The 23,315-nt window shown below is 61.3% G+C and carries 21 protein-coding genes; 12 read left to right on the top strand and 9 right to left on the bottom strand.

Annotated elements, in window-relative coordinates; all coding sequences use genetic code 11:
• Window positions 1–27 precede the first annotated feature (27 nt).
• Together BK660_RS06790 and eat are read right to left on the bottom strand one after the other, a co-directional pair.
• Window positions 28–195: a DUF2897 family protein gene (locus BK660_RS06790; protein ID WP_081744012.1), complete on the bottom strand. Its 168-nt coding sequence runs from the start codon at window positions 193–195 to the stop codon at window positions 28–30.
• Window positions 196–319: 124 nt separating this feature from the next.
• A complete protein-coding gene (gene eat, locus BK660_RS06785) occupies window positions 320–1,684 on the bottom strand; it encodes an ethanolamine permease (RefSeq protein WP_123432669.1) in 1,365 nt (454 codons plus the stop codon).
• A gap of 418 nt (window positions 1,685–2,102) precedes the next feature.
• Here eat and kdpF point away from each other — a divergent pair, with 418 nt between their 5' ends.
• From kdpF to BK660_RS06745, 6 genes are all read left to right on the top strand, one after another.
• Window positions 2,103–2,192 carry a K(+)-transporting ATPase subunit F gene (kdpF, locus tag BK660_RS06775; protein WP_007899818.1) on the top strand — a complete coding sequence of 30 codons (90 nt, stop codon included), beginning with the start codon at window positions 2,103–2,105 and terminating at the stop codon, window positions 2,190–2,192.
• Window positions 2,193–2,200: 8 nt separating this feature from the next.
• Window positions 2,201–3,895 carry a potassium-transporting ATPase subunit KdpA gene (gene kdpA, locus BK660_RS06770; RefSeq protein ID WP_123432667.1) on the top strand — a complete coding sequence of 565 codons (1,695 nt, stop codon included), beginning with the start codon at window positions 2,201–2,203 and terminating at the stop codon, window positions 3,893–3,895.
• A gap of 10 nt (window positions 3,896–3,905) precedes the next feature.
• Window positions 3,906–5,963 (top strand): potassium-transporting ATPase subunit KdpB, encoded by a 2,058-nt coding sequence (gene kdpB / locus BK660_RS06765; RefSeq protein WP_123432666.1) that lies wholly within the window; start codon window positions 3,906–3,908, stop codon window positions 5,961–5,963.
• Between the two features lie 205 nt (window positions 5,964–6,168).
• Window positions 6,169–6,714: a potassium-transporting ATPase subunit KdpC gene (gene kdpC, locus BK660_RS06755; protein WP_123432665.1), complete on the top strand. Its 546-nt coding sequence runs from the start codon at window positions 6,169–6,171 to the stop codon at window positions 6,712–6,714.
• Window positions 6,715–6,847: 133 nt separating this feature from the next.
• Window positions 6,848–9,499: a sensor histidine kinase gene (locus BK660_RS06750; protein ID WP_123432664.1), complete on the top strand. Its 2,652-nt coding sequence runs from the start codon at window positions 6,848–6,850 to the stop codon at window positions 9,497–9,499.
• A gap of 48 nt (window positions 9,500–9,547) precedes the next feature.
• On the top strand, window positions 9,548–10,246 hold the full coding sequence (locus BK660_RS06745) for a response regulator (RefSeq protein ID WP_123433022.1): 699 nt from the start codon (window positions 9,548–9,550) through the stop codon (window positions 10,244–10,246).
• 132 nt (window positions 10,247–10,378) lie between these two features.
• Here the strand turns inward: BK660_RS06745 and BK660_RS06735 are convergent, their stop codons facing one another.
• Entirely contained in the window at window positions 10,379–11,419 is a 1,041-nt protein-coding gene (locus BK660_RS06735) for a patatin-like phospholipase family protein (protein WP_059182394.1), read from the bottom strand.
• 225 nt (window positions 11,420–11,644) lie between these two features.
• Here BK660_RS06735 and BK660_RS06730 point away from each other — a divergent pair, with 225 nt between their 5' ends.
• The 3 genes from BK660_RS06730 to BK660_RS06715 all read left to right on the top strand — a co-directional run bounded on the left by BK660_RS06730 (window position 11,645) and on the right by BK660_RS06715 (window position 13,765).
• Window positions 11,645–11,923 (top strand): hypothetical protein, encoded by a 279-nt coding sequence (locus tag BK660_RS06730; RefSeq protein WP_027925691.1) that lies wholly within the window; start codon window positions 11,645–11,647, stop codon window positions 11,921–11,923.
• 39 nt (window positions 11,924–11,962) lie between these two features.
• Window positions 11,963–12,730, top strand: a complete 768-nt coding sequence (locus tag BK660_RS06725; protein WP_123432662.1) for a CHAD domain-containing protein — start codon at window positions 11,963–11,965, stop codon at window positions 12,728–12,730.
• Between the two features lie 237 nt (window positions 12,731–12,967).
• A complete protein-coding gene (locus tag BK660_RS06715; RefSeq protein ID WP_123432660.1) occupies window positions 12,968–13,765 on the top strand; it encodes an acyl-CoA thioesterase in 798 nt (265 codons plus the stop codon).
• Here the strand turns inward: BK660_RS06715 and BK660_RS06710 are convergent, their stop codons facing one another.
• The 3 genes from BK660_RS06710 to BK660_RS06700 form a co-directional block, all read right to left on the bottom strand.
• A complete protein-coding gene (locus BK660_RS06710; protein WP_123432659.1) occupies window positions 13,766–14,131 on the bottom strand; it encodes a terminase in 366 nt (121 codons plus the stop codon).
• A 211-nt stretch (window positions 14,132–14,342) separates the two neighbouring features.
• On the bottom strand, window positions 14,343–15,824 hold the full coding sequence (locus BK660_RS06705) for a methyl-accepting chemotaxis protein (RefSeq protein WP_123432658.1): 1,482 nt from the start codon (window positions 15,822–15,824) through the stop codon (window positions 14,343–14,345).
• A 206-nt stretch (window positions 15,825–16,030) separates the two neighbouring features.
• The gene (locus tag BK660_RS06700; protein ID WP_123432657.1) at window positions 16,031–16,840 is read right to left on the bottom strand and encodes a TatD family hydrolase; all 810 of its coding nucleotides are present in this window, start codon (window positions 16,838–16,840) and stop codon (window positions 16,031–16,033) included.
• A 235-nt stretch (window positions 16,841–17,075) separates the two neighbouring features.
• Between BK660_RS06700 and BK660_RS06695 the strand changes: the two genes are divergently transcribed.
• The 3 genes from BK660_RS06695 to BK660_RS06685 all read left to right on the top strand — a co-directional run bounded on the left by BK660_RS06695 (window position 17,076) and on the right by BK660_RS06685 (window position 19,591).
• A complete protein-coding gene (locus BK660_RS06695; RefSeq protein WP_123432656.1) occupies window positions 17,076–18,497 on the top strand; it encodes an MltF family protein in 1,422 nt (473 codons plus the stop codon).
• Window positions 18,498–18,600: 103 nt separating this feature from the next.
• Window positions 18,601–19,035: a DoxX family protein gene (locus BK660_RS06690; protein ID WP_123432655.1), complete on the top strand. Its 435-nt coding sequence runs from the start codon at window positions 18,601–18,603 to the stop codon at window positions 19,033–19,035.
• Window positions 19,036–19,282: 247 nt separating this feature from the next.
• On the top strand, window positions 19,283–19,591 hold the full coding sequence (locus BK660_RS06685) for a hypothetical protein (RefSeq protein WP_027925699.1): 309 nt from the start codon (window positions 19,283–19,285) through the stop codon (window positions 19,589–19,591).
• Window positions 19,592–19,594: 3 nt separating this feature from the next.
• Here the strand turns inward: BK660_RS06685 and greB are convergent, their stop codons facing one another.
• Genes greB through BK660_RS06670 form a run of 3 tightly spaced genes read right to left on the bottom strand, consistent with a single transcriptional unit; the run spans window position 19,595 to window position 23,314 of the window.
• Window positions 19,595–20,092: a transcription elongation factor GreB gene (gene greB, locus BK660_RS06680; RefSeq protein ID WP_123432654.1), complete on the bottom strand. Its 498-nt coding sequence runs from the start codon at window positions 20,090–20,092 to the stop codon at window positions 19,595–19,597.
• Window positions 20,093–20,126: 34 nt separating this feature from the next.
• Window positions 20,127–22,631, bottom strand: a complete 2,505-nt coding sequence (locus tag BK660_RS06675; RefSeq protein WP_123432653.1) for an ABC transporter permease — start codon at window positions 22,629–22,631, stop codon at window positions 20,127–20,129.
• A complete protein-coding gene (locus tag BK660_RS06670) occupies window positions 22,631–23,314 on the bottom strand; it encodes an ABC transporter ATP-binding protein (RefSeq protein ID WP_007943616.1) in 684 nt (227 codons plus the stop codon). Before BK660_RS06670 ends, BK660_RS06675 begins: the two co-directional genes overlap by 1 nt.
• Window position 23,315: the final 1 nt, after the last annotated feature.

Raw genomic sequence — 23,315 nt, 5'->3', positions numbered from 1 at the left:
CACAGAGAATGACAGGGTTTTTTCGGGTTAGCGGTCCTGTGCTTCCTTGGCATCCATTTCCGCATTGCGTTCAGCGACGCGTTTACGTTGCTCTTCGGTCAGGTCGACCTTGGTGGCGGTGTCTCGCAACATCATCAAGCCACCAACGATCGAGCCGATTGCAACGACCAGAATCAACCAGGCATACCAGGGCATAGGGCTCTCCTTGAGGGCAGGCCGATTGGCGGAGGTCGCCAATCGATCGTGCATACCACTTTGAGCGATGGATTTTCGCAGTGGTTCCATTCTATGCCTGATAAGCCAACCGCACCTGAACCGTTTACAGCCCGGTCAACATTGCATCCGCCGGTGCATCTGCGCGCAATTGCGCGGTCAGCAGGAAGTACACGAAACCCGCCGCCATGAAGCCGAGGAAGATCAGCCCGATCAAGGTGTTGAACCAGGCCATCGCCACCAGGCAGACCACCGCCAGTACCAGCGCGATCATCGGCACCAGCGGATAGCACGGCGCACGGAAGGTACGCTCCAGGTTAGGTTCGGTTTTGCGCAGTTTGAACAGGCTGAGCATGCTCATGATGTACATCACGATCGCACCGAATACGGCCATGGTGATCATCGCTGCGGTCAGCGTCATGCCGCCGAGGTTGATCAGGCCGTCGCTGTAAATCGCCGCGATGCCGATCACGCCGCCAGCGATGATGGCCCGGTGCGGCGTCTGGAAGCGCGACAGCTTGGCCAGGGAGGTTGGCAGGTAACCGGCCCGGGCCAGGGCAAAGAACTGCCGCGAGTAGCCGAGAATGATCCCGTGGAAACTCGCCACCAACCCGAACAGACCGATCCACACCAGCATGTGCAACCAGCCGGAGCTCTCACCAACCACGGTTTTCATCGCTTGCGGCAGTGGATCGTTGATGTTCGACAGGGTGCGCCAGTCGCCGACGCCGCCGGCGAAGAACATCACGCCCATGGCGAGCAACACCAGGGTCAGGATGCCGCTGATATAAGCCTTGGGAATCGTGCGTTTCGGGTCCTTGGCTTCTTCGGCGGCCATGGCGGCGCCTTCGATGGCGAGGAAGAACCAGATCGCAAATGGAATCGCCGCAAACATCCCGGCAATCGCCGGGGCACCGAACACATCGCTGCCGGCCCAGCCATTCAACGCGAAATTGCTGAAGCTGAAGGCCGGCGCGACCACGCCCATGAACACCAGCAGTTCGGCCACGGCGAGTACGCAGACTACCAGCTCGAATGTGGCCGCGAGTTTCACCCCAAGGATGTTCAGACCCATGAACACGATGTACGCACCGACCGCCGCGTGTTTCGGGTCGAGGGCCGGAAACTGCACGTTCAGGTAAGCACCGATCGCCAGGGCAATCGCGGGTGGCGCGAAGACGAACTCGATCAGCGTCGCCAGTCCGGCGATCAATCCGCCTTTTTCGCCAAAGGCGCGGCGACTGTAGGCAAAGGGGCCGCCGGCATGGGGAATCGCCGTGGTCAGCTCGGTGAAGCTGAAAATGAAGCAGGTGTACATCGTCGCGACCATGAACGAGGTCACCAGAAAGCCCAGTGTACCCGCGACGCCCCAGCCGTAGCTCCAGCCAAAATACTCACCGGAAATCACCAGCCCGACGGCAATGCCCCACAGGTGCAACGTGCCCAGCGTGGGTTTGAGTTGTGTGTTCATGCGGTTGCTCCCTGAACGGTTTGGAATGCTCGGGGGAGGGTGTTTGCAGTGGGCGTGCCAGTGTTGTCATAGCAGTCGTAAAGGGTAAAAAGGTGTCGTATCGGGGATGTTCGCGGCTGGATGTGCGCATTTTTGTGCGCCAGTTCAGAGCGTTGTTGCCTGTAATGCCGCCTTCGCGAGCAAGCCCGCTCCCACATTCGATCGCAATTCTGCTGATGGAACGCGGTTGAATGTGGGAGCGGGCTTGCTCGCAAAGGGGCCCGTCCGATCCACCACAAAACCACGCTGTAACGCCCGCATAAACCCACTCTTTACGCTTTCTTTATGCCCCGCCCGCACCCTCGATCTCGTTCCTTTACAGCCTCCCTGCCGACAATGACTCCACACGCGGCAATACGCCGTAACACGGAGAACTTCCATGAGCGTTCTGGACGGAGTGTCACTGCTACTGGCAGTGGGGCTGTTCATTTATCTGTTGGTTGCGCTGTTGCGCGCGGACCGGAACTAGGAGCGGCTATGCACAGTTATGATTATTGGCTGATCCTCGCGTTTTTCGCGGTGGTATTGGTCCCGGCGCCGTTTCTCGGGCGCTTCTACTACAAGGTAATGGAAGGTCAGCGCACGTGGCTGACGCCGATTCTCGGGCCGGTGGAGCGCGGCTGTTATCGCGTGGCCGGCGTTGATCCGCAGGCTGAACAGAGCTGGCAGAAATACACCCTGGCCTTGCTCGCCTTCAACCTTGCGGGCTTCTTGCTGTTGTTCGCGATCCTGTTGTTCCAGGATCACCTGCCACTGAACCCGCAAAACCTGCCGGGCCAGGAATGGACGCTGGCGTTCAACACCGCCGTCAGCTTCATGACCAACACCAACTGGCAGGCCTACAGCGGCGAAGCGTCGTTGAGCTACCTGAGCCAGATGGTCGGTCTCACCGTGCAAAACTTCGTCAGCGCTGCTACCGGCCTGGCAGTATTGGTTGCGCTGTGTCGCGGTATCGGTCGCAAGTCGACCAAGACCCTCGGCAACTTCTGGGTCGACATGACCCGCGCCACCCTCTACGGCCTGTTGCCGCTGTGCCTGCTGCTGGCGCTGTACCTGGTCTGGCAGGGCGTGCCACAAACGTTCGCCCAGTACGTGAATGCCGTGACCCTGCAAGGCGTCGATCAAGTGATCCCGCTCGGCCCGGCCGCCAGCCAGATTGCGATCAAGCAACTGGGCACCAATGGCGGTGGCTTCTTCGGCGTCAACTCGGCGCACCCGTTCGAGAACCCGACAGCGTGGAGCAACCTGTTCGAAGTCGGCTCGATCATTCTGATTCCGGTCGCCCTGGTGTTCACCTTCGGCCACTACGTGAAAGACCTGCGTCAGAGCCGCGCGATCATCGCCTGCATGCTGGCGCTGTTCCTGATCGGCGGCGCGACTTCGCTGTGGGCTGAATACCAGCCGAACCCAACCCTGAACAACGTCGCCGTCGAACAGACCGCGCCGCTGGAAGGCAAGGAAGCGCGTTTCGGTACCACCGCGACGGTGCTGTGGTCGGTGACCACAACTGCTGCATCCAACGGTTCGGTCAACGGCATGCACGACAGCCTTAACCCGCTGAGCGGCATGGTCGCGCTGGTCAACATGATGGTCGGCGAAGTGATCTTCGGCGGCGTCGGTGCCGGGCTCTATGGCATGTTGCTCAACGTGTTGATCGCGGTGTTCCTCGCCGGCCTGATGATTGGCCGTACACCGGAATACCTCGGCAAGAAACTGCAAGCCCGGGAAGTGCAATTGCTGGTGGTGACCCTGCTGGTGATGCCGGTTGGCGTATTGGTGCTCGGCGCGATTGCCGCCAGCCTGCCTGGTCCGGTCGCGGCGGTGAGTAACCCTGGCGCCCACGGTTTCAGTCAGTTGCTCTATGCCTACACCTCGGCCAGTGCCAACAACGGTTCGGCGTTCGGCGGCTTCGGTGCCAACACCGCGTTCCACAACCTGATGCTCGGTCTTGGCATGTTGATCGGTCGCTTCGGTTACATCCTCCCGGTACTGGCATTGGCCGGCAGCCTGGCGATGAAGAAAACCGCACCGATCGGCCAGAACAGCTTCCCGACCCATGGCCCGTTGTTTGTGACCCTGCTGACCGTGACCATTTTGCTGGTGGGTGGTTTGACCTTCTTGCCGACGCTGGCGCTGGGTCCGATTGCTGAACACTTGAGCATGGGCTTCTGAGGAATCAATGATGAATATGCCCGTAACTAAAACTGCCGTCGTCAAGGCGCCGGAACAATCGAAAACAGCGATCTCGGCCCTCTGGCGCCCGGCGCTGGTGCAAGCCTTCGTCAAGCTCGACCCACGGCAATTGCAGCGTGCGCCGGTGATGCTGGTGGTCGAACTGACCGCCGTGTTGACCACCGTGCTGTGCTTCATTCCCGACAGCGCCGTGCCGACGTTTGTCGCCGCGCAAATCGCTTTGTGGCTGTGGTTCACCGTGCTGTTCGCCAACTTCGCCGAGGCCCTGGCTGAAGGTCGCGGCAAGGCCCGCGCCGACAGCCTCAAGGCCGGCAGCGAAGGCTTGAGCGCTCGTCGCAAAACCAGCAACGGCACCTTTCAGGTGGTGCCAGCCACCAGCCTGCGCAAGGGCGATGTGGTGCGCGTCGAAGCCGGGGAAATGATCCCCGGTGACGGCGAAGTGATTGAAGGCATCGCGGCGGTCAACGAAGCGGCGATTACCGGTGAATCCGCGCCGGTGATTCGTGAGTCCGGCGGCGACCGCTCGGCCGTCACCGGCAACACCCGACTGGTGTCCGACTGGCTGCTGGTGAAGATCACCGCCAACCCTGGCGAATCGACACTGGACCGCATGATCGCCCTGGTCGAAGGCGCCAAACGCCAGAAAACCCCGAACGAAGTGGCGCTCGACATCCTGCTGATTGGCCTGACCCTGATCTTCCTGCTGGTGGTCGTGACCCTGCAACCGTTCGCCCACTTTGCCAATGGCAGCTTGCCGCTGGTGTTCCTGGTGGCGTTATTGGTCACGCTGATCCCGACCACCATTGGCGGTTTGCTGTCCGCCATTGGTATCGCCGGGATGGACCGTCTGGTGCGCTTGAACGTGATCGCCAAGTCCGGTCGTGCCGTGGAAGCGGCGGGGGACGTACACGTCCTGTTGCTGGACAAGACCGGCACCATCACCTTCGGTAACCGTCGCTGCACCGCGGTGCATCCAGCCCCGGGCGTCACCGCCAAGGAACTGGCCGAGGGCGCGTTGTTCGCCTCGCTGGCCGATGACACGGCTGAAGGCAAATCCATCGTCGAGTACCTGCGCGGCACTCAGCCACAACCAGAACCCGCCGCCGAGTTGCTGACAGCGGTACCGTTCAGCGCTGAAACCCGTCTGTCCGGTGTCGACTATCAGGGCCGCGTGTATCGCAAAGGCGCGGTGGATTCGTTGCTGGCCTTCGTCGGCCTGAAGCGCGCTGACTTGGCCGCATCGCTGTCCCGGGAAGTCGACAAGATCGCCCAGAGCGGCGGCACCCCGTTGCTGGTCTGCGCCGACGGCAAACTGCTCGGTGTGATTCACCTCAAGGACGTGGTCAAACCCGGCATCCGCGAGCGTTTCGCCGAGCTGCGCAAACTGGGGATTCGCACGGTCATGGTGACCGGCGACAACCCGCTGACCGCCGCCGCGATTGCTGCTGAAGCGGGCGTAGACGACGTGTTGGCCGAAGCCACGCCGGAGAAAAAACTGGCGCGCATCCGTCACGAGCAAAACGACGGTCGCCTGGTCGCCATGTGCGGCGACGGCGCCAACGACGCCCCTGCATTGGCTCAGGCGGACGTCGGTATGGCGATGAACGACGGCACCCAAGCGGCGCGCGAAGCGGCCAACATGGTCGACCTCGACAGCGACCCGACCAAGCTGCTGGACGTGGTGCAGATCGGCAAGGAATTGCTGGTGACCCGCGGCGCGTTGACGACCTTTTCCATCGCCAACGACGTGGCCAAATACTTCGCGATCCTGCCGGCGCTGTTCGCCTCGATCTACCCGCAACTGGGCGTGCTGAACGTCATGCACCTGACCAGTCCGCAGAGCGCGATTCTGTCGGCGATTGTGTTCAACGCCTTGATCATCGTCGTGCTGATTCCACTGGCCTTGCGTGGCGTGCGAGTGCAAGCGGCGAGTGCGGCGGCGTTGCTGCGACGCAATTTGTTGATCTACGGATTGGGCGGGATTCTGGTGCCGTTCGTGGGCATCAAGGCGATCGACATGCTGCTCACTGCGCTGCATCTGGTTTGATGATCGATTAGGTGGTGTGGGCTGTTGTGGCGAGGGGGCTTGTCCCCGTTGGGATGCGCAGCAGCCCCCAAGCCGGACCATTCAGACACACCGCATACATCGGGTCGGCGCCTGCTTCGCAGTCGAACGGGGGCAAGCCCCCTCGCCACAGGGTTTGGTGGCAAATTCCAGACCTGAGTTATTTACCGAATTCGAGGATTTTGAAATGTCCACAATGATACGTCCGGCCTTGAGCCTGTTGGTCCTGATGACCCTGATCACCGGCGTCGCCTACCCCTTGGTGGTCACCGGTGTCGCCCAGGTCGCGTTCCCGGATCAAGCCAATGGCAGCCTGGTGCGCGACGCCGACGGCAAGGTCCGTGGCTCGTCCCTGATTGCCCAGGATTTTGTCGGTGACGCCTGGTTCCATCCACGCCCATCCGCCGGTGCGTTTGCCACCGTGTCGAGCAGCGCGAGTAACCTTTCACCGAGCAACCCGGCGTTGGCAACACGGGTGATCGACGATGCCAACAAACTGCTGGTACCGGGGCAGGGGCCTGTGCCATTGGCCATGCTGACCACCTCCGGCAGCGGCCTCGATCCGCACTTGCCACCGGCCGCGATTGCCTATCAACTGGCGCGTGTTGCCGCCGCGCGTAATCTGCCGGTGTCTACGCTGCAACAATTGTTGGACGCGCACATCGAGCAGCCGTTGGTGGGGCCGCCGGTGGTGAATGTGCTGGCGCTTAACATTGCGCTGGAAAAGCTGTAGATCGGTGGCGCTACCATTCGCGAGCAGGCTCGCTCCCACAGGGAAATGCATTCCAAACTGTGGGAGCGAGCCTGCTCGCGAAGACGGCATAGCAGTCACCCCAATAACACCTGAATGAAAGAGATCCCCGAACATGAGTGACTCCGGCCGCGCCGACGCGTTGTTAGCAGACTTGCCCCGCGATGGCCGTGGCCGGCTCAAGGTTTTCCTCGGCGCCGCGCCCGGTGTCGGCAAAACCTACGCCATGCTGCAAGCCGCTCACACCCAGCTGCGCCAAGGCGTGAAAGTCATTGCCGGCGTGGTCGAAACCCATGGCCGCGCCGAAACCGAAGCGCTGCTCGGTGGCTTGCCGCAGCAGCCGTTGGTGCGCTCGGAATACCGGGGCGTGATGCTCGAAGAAATGGACCTCGACGGACTGCTCGCGGCCAAGCCGAAACTGGTGCTGGTCGATGAACTGGCCCACAGCAACGCCCCCGGCAGCCGCCATACCAAACGCTGGCAAGACATCCAGGAATTGCTCGCCGCCGGCATCGACGTGTTCACCACGGTCAACGTCCAGCACCTCGAAAGTCTCAACGATCAAGTGCGCGGCATCACCGGTGTGCAGGTGCGTGAAACCCTGCCGGACTGGGTGCTGCAAGAAGCCTACGAGCTGCTGCTGATCGACCTGCCACCGCGTGAATTGCTTGAGCGTCTGCGCGACGGCAAGGTCTACGTGCCGGAGCAGGCGCGGGCGGCCATCGACGCATTTTTTACCCAGACCAACCTGACCGCCCTGCGCGAAATGGCGATGCAAACCGCCGCCGCGCAGGTCGACAATGACCTGGCCCAGGGTTATCGCCAACTCGGTCAAGCGGCGCCAGCGGTACGCGGGCGTCTGTTGGTGGGGGTCGACGGCGACGCCCAGGCCGAGCGCCTGGTGCGTCACGCCAGTCGCGTCGCCCAACGTCGGCATCTGCCGTGGAGCCTGGTGCATGTCGACAACGGCAGTGTGCGCGACGAGCAATCGCGTTTGCGTCTGCAAAGTGCCCAGCAATTGGCCGAGCGCCTCGGTGGTGAAGTGGTGTTGCTGCGTGCCGGCGAAGTCGCGAAAACCCTGATCCAGCACGCCGCCGAACGCCGCGCCAGTCTGGTGCTGGTCGGTCAGTCGCGACAGCGGTGGCGTCGGCGCCTGTTCGGTGGTGGTTTGGCCTCACGCTTGTTGCGCGATGCGCGCGGACTGGAAATCAACGTCCTCGATAGCGATGACTTACCGCATCAGCCGCGCCAGCGTTCGGCACAATCGCTGGTGTGGTTCGACTACGCGCTGGCGTTGGTCGCGACGATTCTGGCCTCAGCGTTGGCCTGGGGCGTGGCGAGTATTTTGCCGCTGCCCAATATCTCGCTGGTGTTTCTCGCTGCGGTGCTGCTGGTGGCGGTGCGCAGCAGTCTTGGCCCGGCGCTGGCCTGTGCGGCACTATCGTTTCTGACCTACGACTTTCTGTTCATTCCGCCGAATTTTTCCTTCGCCATCCAGCGCGAAGAAGACGTGCTGACCTTGCTGTTCTTCCTGCTGATGGCGGCACTCACCGGCAACCTCGCCGCCCGGCAACGCCGGCAATTGCAGGCATTGCGTGACACCCAGGAAGAGACCACCGAACTGCTCGACCTGTCGCGCAAACTGACCGCCGCCACCGATCGCCAAGCCGTAGTCAGCGCCGCCGCCCAGCACCTCAACGGCTGGAGTGACTTGCAGTTGTGCCTGCTCAATCAAGACGGGCAGGGCGGCTGGAAAGTCGAAACCGGCGGCCCGCTGGAGTTTTCCGAAGCCGAACGCGCGGCGGCCGATTGGGCCTGGCAACACGATCAACCGGCGGGCGCAGGCACCGGCACGTTACCCATGGGGCGTTGGTGGTGGTGGCCGTTATCCGTTGAAGACGGGCCACTGGCATTGATGGGCGTGTGCGCCAAAGAGGGCCAGACGTTAAGCGGTCAGCGTCGGCGTTTGTTGACTGCGTTGAGCCAACCGCTGGCGCAGGCGCTGGCCCGTGCGCAATTGGCCGAAGACCTCGAAGCGGCGCGACTGCACGGGGAAACCGAGCAACTGCGCAGTGCCTTGCTGGCCTCGGTGTCCCATGATTTGCGCACGCCGCTGACCTCCATGCGCGGCAGCATCGACAGCCTGTTGGCCCTCGGTGAAGCGATCCCGCTGGAGGATCGCCGAGAACTGCTCGAAGGTACTCGCGATGAAGCCGAGCGCCTCGATCGCTACATCCAGAACCTGCTGGACATGACCCGCCTCGGTCACGGCGCGCTGAAGCTGGCGCGTGATTGGGTGTCGCCGGCCGACATTGTCGGCAGTTCACTCAACCGCCTGCGCGCCGTGCTGGCGCCGTTGCAGGTCAGCACCGACGTGCCGCCGGAGTTGCCGCTGCTGTTTGTCCACGCGGCGCTGATCGAGCAGGCGTTGGTCAACGTGCTGGAAAACGCCGCGCGATTTTCACCGCAGCATGGGCGACTGCAATTGCGCGCCGGGGCAGATGACCACGAGTTGTTTTTCTCGGTGAGTGATGAGGGACCGGGGATTCCGGAAGAGGAACGGGCGAAGATTTTCGACATGTTCTACACCGCCGCGCGCGGTGATCGGGGCGGGCAGGGCACCGGGCTGGGGCTGGCGATCTGTCAGGGCATGGTCGGTGCGCATGGCGGTCGGATCAGCGTCGCCGACGGCATTGAAGGACACGGCACATGCATCACGCTTCACTTGCCCTTGCAGGAACAACCGGCCTTTGAAAGTGAGCGCTGAAGTGAAGCCTGATACCCTTTGGACATCCCCATGCCGCGATCAGAAACCATGAGCCAGACCGCGACCATTTTGGTCATCGACGACGAACCGCAAATCCGTAAATTCCTGCGTATCAGTCTGGTCTCCCAAGGCTACAAAGTGCTGGAGGCCGGCACCGGCGCTGAAGGCCTGGCGCAAGCGGCACTGAACAAACCGGACTTGCTGGTGCTCGACCTCGGTTTACCCGACATGGACGGCCAGCAAGTGCTGCGCGAGTTTCGCGAATGGTCGACGGTGCCGGTGCTGGTGCTGTCAGTGCGTGCGGGTGAAGGGCAGAAAGTCGAAGCACTCGATGGCGGCGCCAATGACTACGTGACCAAACCCTTCGGCATTCAGGAATTTCTGGCGCGGGTGCGCGCTTTGTTGCGCCAGGCGCCAGTCGGTGAAGCCCAGCAGGCGGCGTTGACGTTCGGGCCGTTGACCGTGGACCTCGCGTATCGGCGGGTGCTGCTCGATGGCGTTGAGGTGGCGCTGACACGCAAGGAGTACGCGGTGCTGGCGCAACTGGCGCGGCATCCGGGGCGGGTGATTACCCAGCAGCAATTGCTCAAGGACATCTGGGGGCCGACGCATACCGAGGACAGTCATTACCTGCGGATTGTGGTCGGTCATTTGCGCCAGAAACTGGCGGATGATCCGACTCAGCCGCGGTTTATCGTGACTGAGGCGGGGGTTGGGTATCGGTTGTTGAGTGAGGGTGGTCTTTAGTTTTGTGCCAGATTATCTGGCCCCTTCGCGAGCAAGCCCGCTCCCACATTCGACCGCATTCTCAATTGAGGAACTCGATAAATGTGGGAGCGGGCTTGCTCGCGAAGAGGCCCTTGGATTCACCCGAGAACTTCAGGGTTCACGCTCATTCTCATACCGATCCAGCGTATCCCGCGCAATCTCCCGTCCCAGCGCGATCAACTCCGGCGCCTTGTAAAACTCGAAAAACCGGCAAACCCTTTTCGGCACGTTGATCAGGATATCCGGCGGATATCCGGCGATCTTGTACTGCGCCAGTGACGTCTGCATCACTTCGAAACTCTGGTTGATCAGGTCCAGCAAAGACGCCGGCCCGACGTTATCGATGATGAACGAACCGGTGGCCGACTTCGGCGCGCCTTCGCGCTCGGGAGCGGCTGCAGGTTGCTGCGCTTCGGGTTCGGCGGATTCGATCCAGGGGTTGATGTCCGCTGCTTCGGCCATCAACGCTTCCTTTTCCAAAAGCAGTAATTGTTCGGCCTGTTTGCGCCGGAACGGCAACTTCGAACCCAGTGAATTGATCAGGCTGTCGAAACGGCTCTTGAACGCCGCCGGGCGCTGGATCACCGGCAGTTGATAGTGGCGCTGGTTGGTGGAGTTGAGGTTGACCGCGATGATCAGGTCGCAATGGCTCGACACCACCGGCACGATCGGCAAAGGGTTGAGGATGCCGCCATCCACCAGCATCCGGTTGCCCTGCATCACCGGGGTGAAGAGGCTGGGGATCGCCGCCGAGGCGCGCATGGCCTGGTGCAGGCAACCTTCCTGGAACCAGATTTCCTGCTGGTTGGTCAGGTCCGTGGCCACGGCCGTGTAGGGAATGCGCAGGTCTTCGATATTGATCTCGCCGACGATCTTGCGGATCTGCCCGAAGACTTTCTCACCGCGAATCGCGCCAAGCCGAAAGCTGACGTCCACCAGACGCAACACGTCGAGGTAATCCAGGCTTTCGATCCAGTTGCGATATTCGTCAAGTTTGCCAGCCGCATAAATCCCGCCGACCACCGCCCCCATGGAACAACCGGCAATGCAGGCGATGTCGTAACCACGCCGTTCGAGCTCTTCAATGACACCGATATGGGCATAGCCCCGGGCTCCACCCGAGCCCAGTACCAGTGCGATACGCTTTTTCATGAATCGCCCTCGTCTGACAAGGTTCAACAATGCACCCATCAAGGGGCGAGCTTCAATCGCCAAGGTCGCTCGATGGGCCGAGGGCGTCGTTTTTTCGACACTCCATGGCGGCACTTGGCTATTCTTGCGCGCGTTATAGTGAGTTTGCTGTGTGCGGCCAAGGCACTTTTCACGCGCCGGGCCGTCTTACCTGCACGACTGTTGACCTATCTTGAGGTGGTATTGATGAAAGCCTGGATTTGCGTACCTTTGATTGCGCTGGCGCTCGCCGGTTGCGCCGGCAAAACGGCTTACCGCGAAAGCTGCGGCAGCCAGATTGACGCCGCGTGGCATGAGCTAGACTTGGCCAAGGCCGAAGGTTTCGCCGGGACTGTCAGCTACTCCAAGGCCCTGTCGTTGCTGACGGGCGCCAAGACCCAGCAACAATTCGAAGCCTACGAAGGCTGCACCAGCAAGGCCGAGAAAGCGCGCTTCTACATTCGCGAGTCGCGTGCCGGTCGTTGAAGCGGTGATATAGAGGACACTCGATTCAGGGAGTAAACGATGTCTGATTTGGTTGATCGGTTGGTGGCTCATGTCCTGGGCCTTGAAGTCCGCTTGTTGGCCTGTCAGGCGCGTTTGACTGCCCGCACTGACCCTGAAGCGTTGCACGACCTGCGCACCACGGTTCGCCGTTTGCGCAGCCTGTTGCGACCCTTGCGCGGCCTGCCCGGTGTCGAGCAGGTGGAAGCGGCGGCGTCCCGGGTTGGCGAGCTGACCACGCCGTTGCGCGATCGCGAGGTGCTGGCGGCGTATTTGCTTGAGCACGGTCAACCTGAAGCCGCACACCGGCGCATGGCGCTGATGGCTGAGGCGTATCCGGCGGTGGCGGTCAGTCCCGAGTTGGCGCAGTTGTTGATGATCTTCGATGCCTTTCCGCGTTTTTTACGCGCATCCCAGCGTCAGGGGTTGCTCAAGGGGCTGCGCAAGCGCATTGAAAAACGCTTGGGCAAACAGTGGAAGAAACTCGACGTTGCCCTGCACGACCCGGCCCACGACCGTCATCGCTTGCGCCTGTTGATCAAGCGTGTGCGCTATGGCATCGAGGCCTATCCCGAGCTGGACCGATTGCCGAAGGCTGCCTTGCCCCGATTGAAATCGGCGCAGGGGGCTTTGGGTGATTGGCACGACAGTTGGCAATGGCTGGCCAGGGCGCAAGAGGAGGCGGACTTGCAGCCTTGTGTCGCGGTCTGGAAAACCACCATGGCTGACGCTGAAGCCCGCGCCGACCGTGTTCTCGACAAACTCAGCGCCACCTGCTTCAAATCCTGAAAACACCACAAATAGAAATGTGGGAGCGGGCTTGCTCGCGAAAGCGGTGTTTCATTCAACATCTATGTCGACTGACACATCGCTTTCGCGAGCAAGCCCGCTCCCACATTGTTTGTGTGTCGGGTTTGGAATCTCGGGTGCGGCTTTTCTGTCAGTACTTTTGGCCGGAACAGGTGCTGTATCCACATCGCTGGCTGGGTAAGATTCTCTCTTCTTTTTCCAGTCTCTGAGGTCTTCATGCGCTTTTGCGATCTGCTCGACGCCGTCCGCCAGCAACCGCTGGAGCTGTCTATTCCGGCCGGATGGGCCCAGGGGCGGGCCAGTTTTGGTGGTTTGGTGGCGGCGTTGCAATACGAAGCCATGCGCGCAAAAGTCCCGGCAGACCGGCCAGTGCGTTCGCTGGCGATCACCTTTGTCGGCCCGGTCGAGCCTGAAGTGCCCGTCAGCTTTGAAGTCGAGGTGTTGCGCGAAGGCAAAGCCGTCAGCCAGGTGCTGGGCCGGGCAATGCAGAAGGGGCAAGTGGTGACATTGATTCAGGGCAGCTTCGGCGCCTCGCGACCTTCCGAGGTGGCGGTCACTGCCGAGCCTGCTCCAGATATGAAGCACTGGGATGAGTGTCAGGAATTGCCCTTCATCCCCGGCGTGATTCCGGAGTTCATGCGCCATCTGGCAATGCGCTGGGCTGTCGGCGGCATGCCGTTCACCGGCAACACTTCTCGTCAAATGGGCGGTTGGGTTCGGTTGCGTGGGGATGTGAAGGAAGAGGCTGTCACCGAGTCGCATATCCTCGCGCTGGTGGATGCCTGGCCGCCGTCCTTGCTGCCGCACCTGAAAAAAACCGCGATGGGCAGCACCCTGACCTGGACCATTGAATTCGTTCAGCCGTTGCTGGAACTGAGCACGCTGGACTGGTGCAAATACCTGGTCGAAACCGAGCATGCTGCAGACGGCTACGGTCATGCGGCGGCGAAACTGTGGAGCGCGGACGGACGGTTGATCGCCATGAGCCGGCAGACGGTGACGATTTTCGCCTGATCAGTGCCGACGATGGCGCTCACGCCAGGCGCGCCACCAGCCGCCGCTGAGGAAAAACCGCGGGAAGGTCAGGAACTGCTCGACCAGCAAGCGTGACACCGCGTCTTTGCGATCACTGAACGGCTCGGAGGCTTGCACCTCCAGGCTGTGACCGTGACGTTGCAGACCCAGCGCCGCGAGCAGGCCGATCACGCCGATGGCGATGTTCAACACGCTCAGGCTGAACACCCCGGAAACAATCAGCAGAAACGCGACGATGAACAGCGGTACGGCAATCAGGTGCAATACCAGGTTGGTCGGGTGCTGGTGATTGTTCGGGTACGCGCGCCATTGCCAGGCGGGTAGGTTGGGGTGACGTTTGCCCATGTTGAAACTCCTCAATCCGTGTTGACCGTATGATTGAAGAATAGGTGGGGGCAGGGCGGTCGGCGAATCGAGGTTGGCTATGGGGGTGATAGTTCGGGATTGATGTTGACCGGGCTGACGCCTTCGCGAGCAGGCTCGCTCCCACAGTTGACCGAGTTCTTACAGGTGAATGCGATTAAATGTGGGAGCGAGCCTGCTCGCGAAGGGGCCCTCAGAGTTTGAGCTGCCCGATTGCCTTGCTCAACTCCCCAGCCAACGCCGCCAGCTCATGATTGGTGGTCGCGGAATTAATGGTCTGCTGCACAGTGTTCTCGGTCACATCACGAATGCTCACCACTGCCCGATTCATCTCCTCCGCCACCTGACTTTGCTGCTCGGCCGCCACCGCAATCTGCGTATTGCTTTCACGCATTTGCGCCACAGCGCTGGTGATTTCGGCCAGCGCGGCGCCAGCTTCTTGAGCCTGCTTCACGCAGTCATCGGCCTTGAAGGAGCTTTCCTGCATGAAGTCCACCGCGTCCCGGGTCCCGGCCTGCAAGGCGGAGACCATCAGGGTGATCTCGTCGGTGGAAGTCTGCACACTCTTGGCCAGGTTACGCACCTCATCGGCCACCACTGCAAAGCCCCGACCCATTTCACCCGCCCGTGCCGCTTCGATGGCCGCATTCAGGGCCAGCAAGTTGGTTTGCTCGGCAATGCTGTGAATCACGCCGACCACGCCGTTGATTTTCTGACTGTCCTCGGCCAGGCGCTGAATCATCTCCGCCGTCTGCTGCACACCGCTGGACAACCCGGCAATCGACTTTTGCACGCGACTGACCACCTGCTGCCCACTGCCCGCCAATGAGTCCGCCGTTTGCGAGAGGTCGCGGGTGGCGCCGGCGTGCTGGGCGATGTGATAGACGGTGGCGGTCATTTCATTGATCGCCGTGGCGGCCTGATCGGTTTCGCTTTGCTGGCCGAGCATGCCGTGGCGCACTTCGTTCATGCTCGAAGCCAGGCGCGCGGCACCGACATCCAGTTGCCGGGCCGTGCTGGCAACGGTGTTGACCACCCGCTGGTAACCGGCCTGCATCGCGTTGAAGGCGTTGGCCATCTGCCCGACTTCATCCTTGCCGGCCAGCGGCACACGGGCGGACAGGTCACCGGTTTTTTCGACGTGGAGCATCACATCTTTCAACGTGTTGAGCTGACTCAGCAGGAAGCGGATCAACAGTTGCGAAGCGCCCAACATCGCCAGCATCAGGATGAAGACGGCCACCGCGTAGTTGGCAAAACGCTCGCTGAAGACTTGGTTCAGGCTCGGGGCCAAAGCGATCACCGCGACTTGCTGGCCGTCAGCACGGGTGAACATCTCTGCCCCCATCAACGGGTTGTCGCCGAACAACGGCAGTGAGTTGATCTCGACCCAGCCGTGGTTGTCGGTCAGTTCCAGGAGAGGCTGACCGTTCAACAATGGCGCCTGTCCGCGCCCGAAGGTCAGGAGGTTGTCGGCCTTGGGCAGCGGTTGTCCGGAGGGCCAGGCACTGAGCAGTCGCGCCTGTGCCTGGGCGGACGCTTGTGCGGCGTGACTGCGGGCTTGTTGTTCGAGTTGCACGGCGTACAGCACCAGCAACAGGGTGGTGAAGAAAGCGACCGCGTTGACCGCCCAGAATTTGTATTTCAGCGAAATGTTGCTAAGCCAGGCACCCATGGAGGTCTTCTCTGATAGCGGAAACAGCATTGGCAAGGTGCCATCATTGTGCCGCTATCGAAGATTCTGAATTTGATATGGGTCAATATGCACCACAAATCAAATGTGGGAGCGGGCTTGCTCGCGAAAGCGTCGTATCAGTCGAGATTTACATAGACTGGCACACCGCCTTCGCGAGCAAGCCCGCTCCCACATTTGAGTTGTGGTTATTGGGGGATTGTGGGCAGACCGAAAAAAGCTCGTGCGCAGGCAGTGGTGTGATCAGCCAGATCTCCTTCGCTTTCCCCACGATGCAACGCCACTTCCCGCAACACTTCAGTCAAATACGCCGGCTCGTTGCGCCCATTCTTCGGCTTTGGCCGCAAGCTGCGTGGCAGCAGATAAGGCGCATCGCTCTCCAGCATCAAACGGCCGCGTTTGATTTCCTTAACCAATGGATGCAGATGCGTGCCCCGGCGCTCGTCGCAGATCCAACCGGTGATGCCGATGTGCAAATCCAGGTCGAGGTAGCTGAACAGGGCTTTCTTTTCGCCGGTGAAGCAGTGCACCACGGCGGCCGGCAATTGATCACGGTAATCACGGAGGATTTCCAACAGTCGCTGGCTGGCATCGCGCTCATGCAGAAACACCGGCAACTGCAATTCGACCGCCATCGCCAGGTGTTCTTCGAGGACCTTTTCCTGCTGCGGGCGTGGCGAGAAGTCACGATTGAAATCCAGCCCGCATTCGCCCACGGCCACCACGTTCGGCTCCTTGAGCAAACTGCGCAAACGCTGCGCGCTGTCAGCGTTCCAGTCGCTGGCCGCATGCGGGTGAATGCCCGCCGTGGCGAACAGGCGTTGAGCGCTTTCGTCCAACTGTTGGCACAGTTCCAAGGCCTGTTCGCTGCCCTCGACACTGGTGCCGGTCAGGACCAATTGGCAAACCCCTGCGGCGTACGCGCGGTCGAGTACGGCCTGGTGTTTGTCGGCAAAACTGGGGTTGGTCAGGTTGACGCCGATATCGATGAGTTGCATGGTGCTACCTCGGACCAAAGGCCGGAAAGCATATCAGAGCTGTAGATTTATAAGAAAAGCCAAGAACTACAACGAGTTGAAGCTGTCTCTTGATGCCGCGAGACAGGCCGGGGTGGTCAAGGTGCCATCACTGTGCCAGTCTTTCGCACTTTGCCAGCGCTCATGGCGCTCTGTTTCTGACGTTCGATTTCGTGTTTTTTTTGGAAATCGGCCCAGTATTCTTTCCGGAGAGTGGATGACACGTCCCTCGATTTTGCTACTGCTGTGCTGTTCGTTGCTGCTGCCAATGCCGGCGGTCGCACGTCTGGCCGGCCCGCTGCAAGCCGTGCCGGCGGCCAAGGTGCGCGACCTGGCGGAGATTCGCAGCAGCCGCGTGTTGCGGGTGCTGGTCAATCAAAGCCGCAACAGCTCCGGCGAAGTCCAGGGCCAGGCCATCGGCGTCGAATACCACCGCTTGCGCGCCTTCGAGCAATACCTCAACGGCCACGCCCGCGACGGTCAGGAAGTCACCCTCAAGATCATCCCCAAAGCCAAGGATCAACTGCTCGGCGCCTTGCAGCGCGGGGAAGGGGATCTGGTCGCGCCCGGGGAGTTGCTCGATTTGCAGCCTGGCCACGCGGTCAGCAGCAGCGAACCGATCGCCAGCAACATCCCGTTGGTGCTGGTGGGGATCAAGGGCGAGCGGCGTTACACCCGAGTCGAACAACTCTCAGGCAAGATCCTGGCGTTGCCCACCGGCAGCGCAGCCGGCGATGCCGTGAGCCAGATCAATTCAAAACTCGCACTGCACAAGTTGGCACCGATAAAGATCGAGTGGGTCGATCCGAGTCTGGCCGTCGAAGACGTGCTGGAAATGGTTCAGGGCGGAATCTTTCACCTGACCATCGTTGAGCAACCGATTGCCGAGCGCTGGGGCAAGATCCTGCCAAAATTGCGTTTCGACAAGCAGGTGTTGATCAGTGATCCGGGCGAAGAATTTTGGTTTGTGCGCCGTGACGCATCAATGTTGCGGGCGAGCATTGATCGCTTTTTGACGACGTACAAGAAGCCGTCGGACCAGGACGTAGCGTTTCTGCGGATTTATCGGCGGCTGTACCAAGTGCACTATCCACTGGCCAAAGCCGACCGTCAGCGCCTGGAAAAACTGCGACCGGTGCTGCAGAAGCACGCCGATGCCCAAGGCATGGACTGGTTGAACCTGGCGGCGTTGGCGTTCAAGGAGTCGGCTCTGCAACCCAGCGCCCGCAACGGTGGTGGCCCCACCGGCCTGATGCAAATCACCCCGTCTGCCGCCCAGCGGGTGGGGGTCAACAACATTCAGGACCTCGACGCCAACGTCCAGGCCGGGGCCAAGTACCTGGCCATGATCCGCCGCAAGTTCTTCGCCAGCCCCAAGCTCAACGAACGTGAGCGCATGGCGTTCGTGCTGGCGGCCTACAACATTGGCCCGGAGCGGGTTCAGGGCATGCGCGCCGAAGCCCGGCGGCGCGGCCTGAATCCCAATCAGTGGTTCTTCCAGGTCGAGCGCATTGCCATGGAGCAGGTGGGGATGGGGCCCGTCAGCTATGTTAATAGCGTGAACAAGTATTACTTGGCGTTCGATCGTGAGAGGGAGTCATTGGAGCCGCAGGGACAAAAAGTGATCTCTCGTAAATAATCGACTAAACTGATTGTTATGTCGCAATTATTGCGCTTTTTACATTTGTTTTATCGATTAATATGGCGCCCAACGAACACGCACTCACAATGGATGACACAGCATGAGCTCACTGATCAACAAGGTACTGTTTACCCGCGCCGGTTTCGGTCTGACCGCGATACGGATTGTCGTCGGGGTCATCTTCGCCGCTCATGGCGCGCAGAAACTCTTCGGTATGTTTGGTGGCTACGGCATTGCCGGCACCGCGCAGTACATGGAAAGCCTGGGCCTTGCACCCGGTCACCTGATGGCGATTCTGGCCGGTGGTACCGAGTTCTTCGGTGGGCTGGCATTGATTATCGGTCTGCTGACACGTCCGGCAGCACTGGGCCTGACCTTCCTCTCGCTGGTCGCGATTTTCTCGGTGCACATCCATAACGGTCTGTTCATGGCCAACAACGGTTATGAATTCGCCCTGGCCTTGCTCGGTGGCAGCATCGCGGTACTGATCGAAGGTGCCGGCAAGCTGTCGCTGGACCGCGCCATCACCGACTGACCGCTCTGGCTCAACGAAAAGGCCCGCATTGCGCGGGCCTTTTTGTTGCGCGTCATTCTTGACACTGTCCGGTCAGCTTCTCTAGGATGTTGCCCATGCGCCGATTTAAACAGCTACTTGCGGGGCGCCAGGTGACTCATCCAGTTGCCGATAGAAGCTTGAAACAGGCTTCGAAATACCGCTAAAGCGCTGGTTCGGTGTTGCCTCTCACCTGCCATGCAGAATTTTGAGGCAGAGACACGACTTGATGAACGCACTTAGCCCCGTAGTACGTCCCGCGCCGATCACGGCACATCTCACCCAGCGCAATCCAAAAATCCTGCTTGGCGGTAAACATCAGCCGACGCTGCTGCGTTACCTCGATGGCTGGCCACGTCGTACCGGCGGGCCTGCAGCCTTCCTGATCCAGTTTGTCGAAGACGGCGAATCACTGGCTCGATTTGCCAGCGACAGCTTTGACCTGGCGGTGATTCAATCACCGAGCCTCGAAGACGCGCCAGAAGTGATCAAACAACTGACCCGCGTTGCCCGACAAGGCCTGATAACCCGGCGCTAAGGTTTACGGATACTCAATCGCCACGATGTACACGCATTGCTCACCGGTCGGCGTCTGGACCCGAACTTCGGCGTCCAGCGCCTTGCCGATCAGCGCCCGGGCGAGGGGTGAATCGATGCTGATCAGCCCCAGTTTCAGGTCCAGCTCATCCGGGCCGACAATGCGATAGCGCGACTCTTTGCCGTCTTCGTCTTCAATCGTGACCCAAGCGCCGAAATAGACCTTGTTCGGATCGCTGGGCTTTTCGCTGACCACCTTCAACGCTTCAAGCCGTTTGGTGAGAAAGCGCACACGGCTGTCGATTTCGCGCAGCATTTTTTTGCCGTAGGTGTATTCCGCGTTCTCGGAACGATCACCCTGCGCCGCAGCCTCGCTCACCGACTGCGTTACCTGCGGTCGCCGTACATGCCAAAGTTCATGAAACTCGGCCCGCATCCGCGCTTCACCTTCGGGGGTGATCAGCGCGGTGCCAGCGGGGCGGGGTGGACGATAACGGCTCATGGCTACTTCTTGTAATGGGCAAGGTTCGAGTCTATCAACCCTCGCGCAACACTGTCAGGGGGCTGGCGTTCAACGCACGACGCGTACCGAACACCCCGGCGCCGCCAATCAGCACCGCGCCGATCACCGGCAGCACGAGCAACCATGGATGCGGGTGCCACGGCAGGTCGAAGGCGTAGCGGTAAAGCACCAGGCTCACCAGTTCCGAACCCAGTGCCGCCAACAAGCCGCTGACCGCGCCGAGCAAACCGAACTCGATCCGCCGGGCCTTCACCAGCAACTGCCGTTCGGCCCCCAGCGCGCGCAACAGGGCGCCTTGGCGAATGCGTTCATCGAGTGTCGCTTGCAGGCCGGAAAACAACACCGCCATCCCCGCCGCGAGTACAAACAACAGCACATATTCCACCGCCAGCGTGACCTGGGCGAGGATGCTGCGCAGCTGTTCCAGCAAGGCTTCGACTTGCAGAATGGTTACTGCCGGGAAGCTGCGGGAGAGATCGACAATCTGCTGATCGTGTCCGGCCGCCAGATAGAAACTGGTCAGGTAAGTCGCCGGCAAATCTTTCAAGGTGCCGGGCTGGAAGATCATGAAGAAATTCGGTTGGAAGTTGTCCCAGTTGATCTCTCGCAGGCTGGTGACCTTCGCTTCACGATTGACTCCGCCGACGGTAAACACCAGGTGATCGCCGAGCTTGAGCTTCAGGCTTTCGGCCACTTTGCCTTCAACCGACACACCGGGAACCTCGTCCGGTGTTTGCTCGGTCCACCAGTTGCCCGCCGTGAGTTTGTTGCCCGCCGGCAAGTCCGCCGCCCATGTCAGGCTAAGGTCGCGCTGGATCGCTCGATCCCCCGCCGAATCCTTGCTGACGATGTCCTGCACCGGCTCGCCATTGATGCTGATCAGTCGACCCGGCACCACCGGGTAGAGCGGTGCGGACTGCGCCGACAGTTGAATCAGGCGATCGGTAAAGGCCTGTTTGTCCGCCGGCAGAATGTTCAGCGCAAAATAATTCGGTGCGTTTTTCGGCAACTGGTTCTGCCAGGTGTCCAGCAGTTCGCCCCTGAGCAATGCGATCAGCGCCATGGACAGCAGAATCAGGCCGAAGGCCAAGGCTTGTCCCGCTGCGGCCAGTGGATGGCGCAGCAGTTGGCCCAGCCCGAGGCGCCAGGGCAGCGAAGCGCGGGCCAGCAGCCGACGCAGGCTTTTGAGCAGCAGCAAGAGCAAGCCACCGAGCACCAGCGCGGCGATCACGCCCCCGCCGAGCAAGGCGAAGGTCAGCACCAGGTCGAGGCTCAGGCGCCACATGATCAGGCCGAGCGCGCCGAGGGCGGCGCCATAGACCATCCAGGTGCTGGACGGAATCGGCAACATGTCCCGGCGCAACACGCGCAAGGGTGGCACGCGACCGAGCGCGGCCAGCGGTGGCAGGGCGAATCCGGCCAGTGCCACCAACCCGGTGCCGATCCCGGCGATGGCCGGCAGCAGGCCACCGGGCGGTACATCGGTCGGCAGCAAATCATGCAGCAGCGCGAATAATCCAAGCTGTGCCAGCCAGCCGAGGAGGGCGCCACTGAGGCTGGCGAGCAACCCGAGGACCGCCAGCTGCAAACTGAACAACACCATGGTTTCCCGGCGTGACAGGCCCAGACAGCGCAGCAGCGCACTGGCATCGAAGCGGCGCGTGGCGAAGCGCGTGGCCGACAGCGCTACCGCCACGCCGGACAACAGGACCGCGACCAGGCTCGCCATGTTCAGGTAACGCTCTGCCTTGCCCAGCGCGCCGCCAATTTGCCGATTGCCGTCGCGGGCATCCTGCAGGCGCTGGTTGGCGGCCAGGCCTGGCTTGATCAGTTGGCGATAGGTTTCCAGTGCCTCGGCTTTGCCGCGCCACAATTCGCGGTAACTGACCCGACTTCCGGGTTGCACCACGCCGGTGGCGGCGAGGTCGCGGAGGTTGATCAGCACCCGTGGCGTGAGGCTATAGAAGTTGCCGGCCCGGTCGGGTTCGTAGGTCAGGACGCGCGCCAGTTTCAGGGTTTTCATGCCGACGTCGATGCTGTCGCCGATCTTCAGATCCAGCGCCGTCAGCAGTCGTGCCTCGACCCAGGCCTCTCCGGGTTTCGGTCCGCCGCCGGGTTCTTCCGGGGCAAAAGGCGCCGGGGCACTTTTCAGTTCGCCGCGCAGTGGATAGACCGCGTCAGCCGCTTTGATGCTGGACAGTTGAATGCCGTTATCGGTGGCGATGACGCTGGAGAACTCCACCACTTGAGCGTGTTCAAGCCCCAGTTCCGTGCCGCTTTTGATCTGTTCGGGTCGCGCCGGTGAGCTGCCTTCGAGCAACAGGTCGGCGCCAAGAAACTCGGTGGCGCGCAACATCATGGCGCCGTTCAGGCGGGCACCGAAGTAGCCGATGGCGGTACTCGCCGCCACAGCCACCAGCAAGGCGAAGAACAGCACGCGCAATTCACCGGCGCGGGCATCGCGCAGCAGTTGGCGGATGGCAAGACTGAACAGGCGCAACAGCGGCAGGCGTGCCATCAAGGCTCCAGTGGGGCGACCAGCAGGCCGGCTTCAAGGCGGATCAGGCGCCGGCAGCGATGTGCCAGGCGTTCGTCGTGGGTCACCAGTACCAGCGTCGTGCCGCGTTCCTGATTGAGTTCGAACAACAGGTCGCTGATGCGCTCCCCGGTGTGGCTGTCGAGGTTGCCGGTCGGTTCATCGGCGAACAGCACGTCGGGTTCGGCGGCAAACGCCCGGGCAATCGCTACACGTTGCTGTTCACCCCCCGAGAGCTGGCGCGGTGAATGGGTCAGGCGCTGGCCCAGGCCGACCCGTTGCAGCAACTCGGTGGCACGCTCGCGAGCGTCTTTGCGGCCATCGAGTTCCAGCGGCAACATGACGTTTTCCAGGGCGTTGAGGCTGTCGAGCAACTGAAAGGACTGGAACACAAAACCGACATGCTCGGCCCGAATGCGCGCGCGTTGATCTTCATCGAGGGTGCTCAGCCCTTGCCCGGCCAGCGTGACTTCGCCGCTGCTGGGCAGGTCGAGCCCGGCGAGCAGGCCGAGGAGGGTGGATTTGCCGGAACCGGACGCGCCGACGATGGCCAGGCTGTCGCCCTTGTTCAGTTCCAGGCTGAGTTCGTGCAGGATAGTCAGTTCACCTTCCGCGCTGGGAACCACTTTGCTGAGGTTCTTCGCGGTGAGAATGCTTGCGCCCATG

Source organism: Pseudomonas brassicacearum (assembly GCF_003732265.1).
GTDB classification, from domain to species: Bacteria; Pseudomonadota; Gammaproteobacteria; order Pseudomonadales; family Pseudomonadaceae; genus Aquipseudomonas; species Aquipseudomonas brassicacearum_D.
Note: the sequence above shows the minus strand (reverse complement) of the source record. Positions and strands in the feature narration are given on the sequence as shown.